The sequence below is a fragment of the bacterium genome (assembly GCA_021372515.1).
GTDB lineage: Bacteria > Gemmatimonadota > Glassbacteria > GWA2-58-10 > GWA2-58-10 > JAJFUG01.
The window spans coordinates 22,645-30,452 of record JAJFUG010000143.1 but is presented as its reverse complement, the minus strand read 5'-3'; the positions used below and the strand labels follow the sequence as shown (position 1 = coordinate 30,452).

5 protein-coding genes are annotated in these 7,808 nt (G+C 64.1%); 1 reads left to right on the top strand and 4 read right to left on the bottom strand.

Going from position 1 to position 7,808, the window contains the following annotated elements:
* Positions 1 to 46 precede the first annotated feature (46 nt).
* Positions 47 to 2,428, bottom strand: coding sequence for a DNA translocase FtsK (locus LLH00_13610; protein ID MCE5272310.1), 2,382 nt, complete (start codon positions 2,426 to 2,428; stop codon positions 47 to 49).
* A 548-nt stretch (positions 2,429 to 2,976) separates the two neighbouring features.
* Here LLH00_13610 and LLH00_13605 point away from each other — a divergent pair.
* Positions 2,977 to 3,135: a hypothetical protein gene (locus LLH00_13605; GenBank protein ID MCE5272309.1), complete on the top strand. Its 159-nt coding sequence runs from the start codon at positions 2,977 to 2,979 to the stop codon at positions 3,133 to 3,135.
* 18 nt (positions 3,136 to 3,153) lie between these two features.
* Here LLH00_13605 and LLH00_13600 read toward each other — a convergent pair whose 3' ends face one another.
* From LLH00_13600 to mfd, 3 genes are all read right to left on the bottom strand, one after another.
* A complete protein-coding gene (locus LLH00_13600; GenBank protein MCE5272308.1) occupies positions 3,154 to 3,465 on the bottom strand; it encodes a hypothetical protein in 312 nt (103 codons plus the stop codon).
* Between the two features lie 125 nt (positions 3,466 to 3,590).
* Complete coding sequence (locus tag LLH00_13595; protein MCE5272307.1) at positions 3,591 to 3,947, bottom strand: helix-turn-helix domain-containing protein; 357 nt, start codon at positions 3,945 to 3,947, stop codon at positions 3,591 to 3,593.
* A gap of 307 nt (positions 3,948 to 4,254) precedes the next feature.
* Complete coding sequence (gene mfd / locus LLH00_13590; GenBank protein MCE5272306.1) at positions 4,255 to 7,635, bottom strand: transcription-repair coupling factor; 3,381 nt, start codon at positions 7,633 to 7,635, stop codon at positions 4,255 to 4,257.
* Positions 7,636 to 7,808: the final 173 nt, after the last annotated feature.

The following is a 7,808-nucleotide window of genomic DNA, read 5'->3' as shown; positions in this document are numbered from 1 at the left end:
AAGGCCAGCCACAGCAGTCCGTTCTTTTTCATCCATTCTCTCCGTTTCAGCCCGTGACTCCGTAGTCCTCCAGCTCGTCCTGTGAGACAAGCACCTCGCGCGGCTTGCTGCCGTCCGGCGGCCCCAGGATACCGGCCCGTTCGAGCTGGTCCACGATCCGCCCGGCGCGGGCGTAACCCACTTTCAGGCGGCGCTGGATCAACGAGGTGCTGCCCTGCTGGTGACGGACCACCAGGCGGGCCGCCTCGTCGAACAGCGGGTCGCGCTCATCGCCGCCCCCTTCCTCGACCTCATCCTGTTCCATATCCAGCAGGATATTGGGTGGATGGCGCAGGCCGTCGTCGGCTTCCCCCGCGCCGCCCGCTTCCTCCAGCACGCGACGCGCCTCCAGGCGCCAGTGGCCCACCACGCGCTCGGTCTCCTCGCTCGACAGGTAGGCTCCCTGGATACGGATCGGCTCGGCCTGCCCCGCGGGCATGAACAGCATGTCGCCGTTGCGCAGGAGTTGCTCCGCGCCCGAGACATCCAGGATCGTGCGCGAATCGATCTTCGAGTAGACCTGGAAACTCAGGCGGCTGGGGAAATTGGCTTTGATCAGCCCGGTGATCACATCCACCGAGGGCCGCTGGGTGGCCACCACCAGATGGATACCCACCGCCCGGGCCATCTGGGCCAGGCGCACCAGCGAGCCCTCGATCTCGTTCTTCATGTCGCTGCACATCAGGTCGCTCAGCTCATCCACCAGTATCACCACATAGGGCAGCTCGGCGATCTCGGCCTCGCTCTGGCCCTCCAGCAGGGTGTGGACCACCGCCCCGGAGGCCACCCGGCGGTTGAAATCCTCGATGTGGCGCACGCTGTTGCGGCTGAGCAGACGGTAGCGGTTCTCCATCTCCAGCACGGCCCACTTGAGGATGCGCGCCGCCTCCTTGGCCTCGGTCACCACCGGGTGCAACAGGTGCGGGATGTCGTTGTAGAGGTTGAGCTCGATCATCTTCGGATCGACCATCAGAAGGCGCACCCGCTCGGGACCGTAACGGAAAATCAGGCTCGAGATGATCAGGTTCATGCACACGCTCTTGCCGCTGCCGGTGGTGCCGGCGATCAGAAGGTGGGGTGTGCGGGTCAGGTCGGCCACGCGGATACGGCCCTCCAGGTCTTTGCCCAGGGCGATCGGCAGGATCAGGGCGCTGGTGCGGAACGCCTCGGAATCGAGCACCTCGCGCGCGCGGACCAGTTCGGGCGCGGGGTTGGGCAACTCCACCCCCACCGCGTCCTTGCCCGGGATGGGGGCCACGATCCGGATACGCTTGGCCCGCATGGCCATGGCCAGGTCATCGGCCAGGGAGGAGAAACGGTTCACTTTCACCCCCGGCGCCGGGCGGATCTCGAAAGTCGAGACCTGCGGCCCCCGGGCGATATCGGCCAGCTCGCCCTCCACCCCGAAATCGGCCAGCTTGGCGATCAGCACGCGGCCCATTTTCTCCAGTTCCTCGCGGCTGACCAGTTTCTTGTTCTCATCCACCGGGTCGAGCAGGTCGAGCGGGGGAAGGTTGTAGCTGCCTGAGACCGGCGCGGCGTGGGCCGGGGTGACAGCCCCGGCGTCGGACTTGGCGGAGCCGTTCTCGGCAGCCCGCGGCTCAGTCTCCGGCTCCTCTTCGGTGTCGTATTCGAAATCTTCCGGCTGCTCCTCCGCGGTCTTCGGCGCAGCGGCGGGAGCATCCTTGCCCAGCAGGCCGGCGGTCTTGCGCGTGGCTGGCGGCTCTTTCTTATCCTTTTCAGCGGCGGCCTCGCGGGCGCGCTTTTTATCCTCTTTCACCGCGGGTCTGGGCTTGCGGGCAAAAAGCGGCTTCAGGCTGCGTGCGGCCCAGGCCAGGGCCCCGCCGAACCCGACCGCCGCGCCCTCCACCCGCTCGGCCGCGGCGCGCAGGCTCAACCCGGTGAACACCACCAGGACCACCAGCAGCGACACCAGGCTCACGGTCCAGGCCCCCATCCGTCCCAGGTACAGCGTCAGGTAACGGGCCAGACGGAACCCCAGGCCGCCACCGCTCCAGTCGAACGAGCGCAGCGAATCCCCCTGCCCGGCCAGGGACGCCAGGGCCATCAGCACAAACCCGGCCAGTGCGACAAACAGGCTGAACCGGGCCAGCGCCGGGGCGGGCTTGCCCCGGAACACCCGCCAGCCCCAGGCCAGCAGAAGAAGCGGCAGGCTGTAGGTCCACACCCCTATCAGGTCCTTGAGAGACTCGTTGAGCAGCTTGCCGGCCAGGCCCATCACGTTGGTCAGCTCGGCCCCGGGCGGGGGCGGCGGGGCGAACTGACGGGCCAACGGCTGCGGCAGCACGCTCAACAGCACCAGCAGACCCAGGACCATCAGCAGCAGCCCGAGGATTTCCTCTTTCCTGTCCTTGCCGGGAGAAGCCATGCAACCGTTCCTTTGCAGGCGTTCACAGGCGGAGCGGAACACAGTCCGCGAAAAAACGAAAACCGGTTAAGAAAAGTAGTGCCGGCCCCCGGCCTTGTCAATTCGGCAATCCGGACAACGGGTGTTTTTGGGACCGGAACCCTCGTTACTGGATGTCGCCGGGTGGCAACTGTTACTCATAAAGTAACACACATTTCCAAGTGGAGGTAGAAAAACGTCCCGCTCCGGGTCCGGCCGTCAGCCTGTCAATTCACCAGCCACGGCCGTCTCTGTTCGAAATTGTGCAAGGAACCGCCAGCGTGTGCGAAATCGGGCAACCCGGGCGGCCAGGGACAGCGGCTACCACGGCTTTCCCGGTCCGGGGACGTTTTTCGGGCCCAGCCACCCCATCCGGGGCCCGTCCGAAACCTCGCACACCTTTCAACCGGACCGCCGCAATCTTGTATTTATTTTTATTTCAAGATATTACATAGCATAAGCCCCCATCCGGCGTTTAGCACGGAAATTGCTTTAGTATTACGGTGAACACTTGGATGGGGGAGGAAAAGATGAGAAAAGTAGAGCTATCGGATGAGCAGGTCAGACTACTTGTCGAGTCCTGGCGCAGTGCGGCCCGGGGATCGCTGGAGCAGAAACTGATCGAGGACCTCTTCCTGATCACCGGCGCAGTCTCCGCGCTGGCCCTGCTTTCGCTTGACAATCGCTGACACAGAGGCTGTGGACGCTCAACCGGCGGCGTTCCACATCCTTTCGAGTTCTTCGATCAGGCTGTCCAGGCCCTCGATGTCGAACACCCCGCTGTAGCGGCCCAGCACCTCGATCAGGTCGGGCACCACCAGAGCGCCGCCCAGGGCTTGGATATCGCCCCCGGCGGCGCGGATGTTTTCGGCCAGTGCGGCGACGCAGGTCTTGATCCGGGAGGCCACCTGCAAGCGGTCCACCCCGGCGGCCACCCCCTGGATACGGGCTTTTTCCACCAGGGATTCGGCCTGCTCAAGTTCCTCTAACAGCGCCTCGTTCTGCTCGAAAATCGACACACCAGCCTCCGCACCCCGGTTAACAGCCAACCTGAAGTTACTATAATATAACCAACCCAAGGGAATAAAAAAAGGACTCAAACGAGTCCTTTTCTTTTTGCATCCGGGCTTCGACTGCTCCCGTCTCAGACACCCTGTTGCAGGATCTGGCGCACCCGCTCGCGCGACACCCCCACCTGGCGGCCGATCTCGGCCTTCGACAAACCCTTGCGCTGGAGCTGGAAAATGACCTTGCGCTTTTCGTCGCTCATCTTGCGCCACTTGGGCTCGCGCGCCCCGTTTGAGGTAAGGATCTGGGAAATGCGGTTCTCCGTCAGGCCGTACTTCTGGGCCAATCGCTTAATACCATAACCCTGCTGGTAGTCACGGATAACCCTGTCATCCCGACGTTTCAGAGAATTACGGTTGTTCGGCCGGATCTGGAATCCGACACGCAGCTTGTGTCCCAGCAGCTCCAGGGCCATTGAGAGTCCTTTCTTCATCTGTTCACCTCGCCGTTAGCTTACACCGTTTTTCAACCGGAGCTGGTCGTTCGTTCATTGTTTATTACAGCAGGAACTATGCCAGTGTTTCAAATAAATATGTCAAATATTTTTTCTGGTTTTTATTTCTTCCAAACGGTGAGAAAAAGATGTGACCATCGGAGTAACACCCGTGTGAGCCCTGCCGCGTTAAATTTATGAAAAAGACGATTATAGCTGAAACCAGCGCCGACGGGGAATAAAAAACGGCGGAAGAAAATCTTCTTCCGCCGCGAAACGGCGCATTCCTGTCTTGACCGCTCCCGGCTCAGAGCGGCTGGGCCGTTCCGGCCTCCAGCGTGGCCGCCACCGACTCCAGGAATTTCTGCGGCTGCGCGGCCATGAACCCCAGCGCCCCGGTGATCTGGGCGAAAGCTTTCTGCTTCGACTGCGGCTGGATCACGATCGAGACCGGGTCCAGGCTCAGCACCTCTTTCCGGCCGCTCACACTCTCCAGGGCCCGGCAGACCGGGTTTAGCCGCACCCGCGCCTGGCGCGAGAAATCCAGCTTGCACAGGCCGTCCGCGATGTACACGCTCTCCAGGCCCAGGCGCGCGGCGAAAATACGCAGGCGCATCTTCTCCAGCAGGCTGCGCACCTCCTCGGGCAGCGCGCCGAAACGGTCCTCCAGCTCGTGGGCCACCTCATCCAGCAGCGCGGGGTCCTCGCTGGAGGCGATCTTGCGGTAAAGGGCCAGTTTCTGCTTCTGGTCCGGCACGTACTCGTCCGGCAGGTAGGCCGGCAGATCGAGGTTCACCTTGACCGACATCGCCTCGACCCGCTGGCCGCTCTGCTCCAGCTTGGCGATGGCGTCCTTGAGCAGCTTCAGGTAGGTGTCGAACCCCACAGCGGTGATGAACCCGTGCTGCTGGCTGCCCAGGAGGTTGCCCGTGCCGCGCATCTCCAGGTCGCGCAGGGCTATCTCGTAGCCGCTGCCCAGCTCGGTGTACTCCTCCAGCACGCGCAGGCGCTTGACCGCGTCATCGGTCAGCATGCGCTGGGGAGGGACCATCAGGTAGGCGTAGGCGCGGTGGAAACTGCGCCCCACCCGTCCGCGCAACTGGTAGAGCTGGGCCAGCCCGAAACAGTCGGCCCGGTTGACTATGATCGTGTTGGCGTTGGGGAAATCCAGCCCGTTCTCGATAATCATGGTCGAGAGCAGGACGTTCACCTCGCGGCGCTGGAAACGGCGCATGCTGCTCTCCAGCTCGCGCTCCGGCATCTGGCCGTGGGCCACCCCGATCCGGCATTCCGGCACCACGCGGTGCAGGAACTCGTGCATGGCGTAGATCGAGCCGACCCGGTTGTGCACGAAAAACACCTGCCCGTCTCGCGCCAGCTCGCGGCGGATCGCCTCGGCGATCACCTCCTCGTCGAACCCGCAGACCCGGGTGTGGATCGGCAGACGGTCCTGGGGCGGCGTGGTGATCAGCGACAGGTCGCGGATGCCCATCAAGCTCATGTGCAGGGTGCGCGGGATCGGGGTGGCGGTCATGGTCAGGGTGTCCACCTCGTTGCGGATCTTTTTCAGCCGCTCCTTGTGCTTGACCCCGAAACGCTGCTCCTCGTCGATCACCAGCAGGCCCAGGTCGCTGAACTTGACGTCCTGGCTCAGCAGACGGTGAGTGCCGATCAGGATATCCACCTCGCCCTTGCCCAGGCGCTTCACGATATCCTTCTGCTCCTTGGGCCCCTTGAACCGGCTGAGGGTCTCCACCTGCACCGGGAAATCGGCCAGGCGCTCGCTGAACGTGATGTAGTGCTGCTGGGCCAGCACCGTGGTCGGCACCAGCACCGCCACCTGCTTGCCGTCCTGCACCGCCTTGAACGCCGCCCGCAGGGCCACTTCAGTCTTGCCGAAACCCACATCGCCGCAGAGCAGACGGTCCATGCAGGCCTTTTTCTGCATGTCGGCCTTGATCTCCTCGATCGCCCGGAGCTGGTCGACAGTCTCCTCGTACACGAACGAGCGCTCCAGGTCGCGCTGCCAGTCGGTGTCCGGGCTGAACTCGAACCCGCCGCGCACCTTGCGGCTGGCGTAGATCGAGATCAGCTCCTCGGTCATGTCCTGGATCGCCTTGACCGTGCGTGCCTTGACCCGCAGCCACTGCGCGCCGCCGATCTTGTGCACCGCGGGCGGCTGGCCGTCCTCCGAGCTGTAGCGCTCCACCAGGCCCAACTGGTCCATCGGCACGTACAGGAAATCGCCGTCCGCGTACTCCAGCCACAGGCAATCCACCGTGGCGTTCTCGGTGCTGATCTTTTTCAGCCCGCGGAACTTGCCGATCCCGTAGTCGATATGCACCACGTAATCGCCGGGGCGAAGGCTGGAAAAATTTTCGAGCGAGGGGGCGCGCTTGTAGTTGCGACGGCCGCGCACGTGACGGAAGCGGCGGAAGATTTCATGGTCCGTGTAGAGGACCAGCTCGCAGTCCGGGTAGCTGAACCCGGTCTCCAGGCTGCCCAGGGCCAGCACCGCCAACTCGGCGCTCTCGCCCAGCAGTTCCTCCAGGCGTTCGAGCTGGCCGGCGGTGTCGCAGAGAAGCCAGCTCTGACGGCCGCGCTCGTGCTCGCGGCGAAGGTGGCCGCGCAGGCTGTCCAGGTCGCGGTCCACGGCCGGGGCCTCGCGCGTGTCGAAACGGATCGCCTCGCCCGGGCCCTCCTTGATATGCAGGCTGCACAGGTCGGCGCGGCGGAACTGCTCCAAGCGCTCGCCCAGCTCCTGCGCCGACAGGTACAGCTCCTCCGGGGCACGGAACAGGGCTCCCCGGCGTTCCACCGCCCGCTCGTGCAGCTCGTGCACCTCCTCCCAGAACTTTTCCGCCTCCTGAAGCACCTTGTCCCGCTCATCGAACAGCACCAGGCTGCCCGGAGCGAGGTAGTCGAACAGGTCGCCCAGGCGGGACGAACCGCCCCGGACACCGTTGCGTTTCCAGTCGAACGGCTCGCTAACCGGCAACAGACGCACCCGCTCCAGCTTTTCCACCGAGCGCTGGCTGGCGATCTCGAAGCAGCGCAGGTCGGCCAGCTCATCCCCGAACAGCTCCAGGCGCACCGGGTTTTCCATCTCGAAGCCGTAGATATCGAGGATGCCGCCGCGCACGCTGAACGTGCCCACCTCCTCCACCATGGCCTCGCGCCTGAAACCCAGCTCTACCAGGCCGGCAAGAAGGCTCTCCAGTTCCACGCTCTGGCCCAGGCGCAGCGTGATCTCGCGGCGGTTGAAATCCCCCGGCGCCACCACGCGCTGGCAGAGCGCGCGCACCGGGATCACGGTCACCCCCGGGGTCAGGTGCATCAGGCGAGACAGGGCCTCGATCCGCGGACCCACTATCCCCGGTTCCGGGCGCGAATCCTCGTAGGGCAGCACCTCCCACTGCGGGAACACGTTCACTTGTTCCTCGGGCAGGAAATTGAGCAGGTCCGCCTCGATCTTCTCCACCTGGCGCGCCCCGCGGGTCACATAGAGCGTGGTGCCGGGACGGCGCGTCTGAAGCCCTGCCGCAACGAAATTCCGGGCCGAGCCGTACAGGTTGCCCAGACGCGCCTCGGCCGCGCTGTCATCCTCCCGGCCGTACAGGTGCTCCAGCGCTCTGGTAAAGGCGCGCGAGCTGTCCAGCCGCTCCAGCAAGCTTTTCAGGTCCGCCATTTCACTGCCTTCCCACTCGACAGAAACTTACCGTTTTACATATCCACACTCTTGAAAGCCATAGCGGGGATACAAGGGGCAATTCATGAATTGCCCCTACGAAGACCACCACCAGCTTGTCGTAGAAGCAGGCCCTTGTGCCTGCCCACATTCTGTGCAGGCGGCCACGGGGG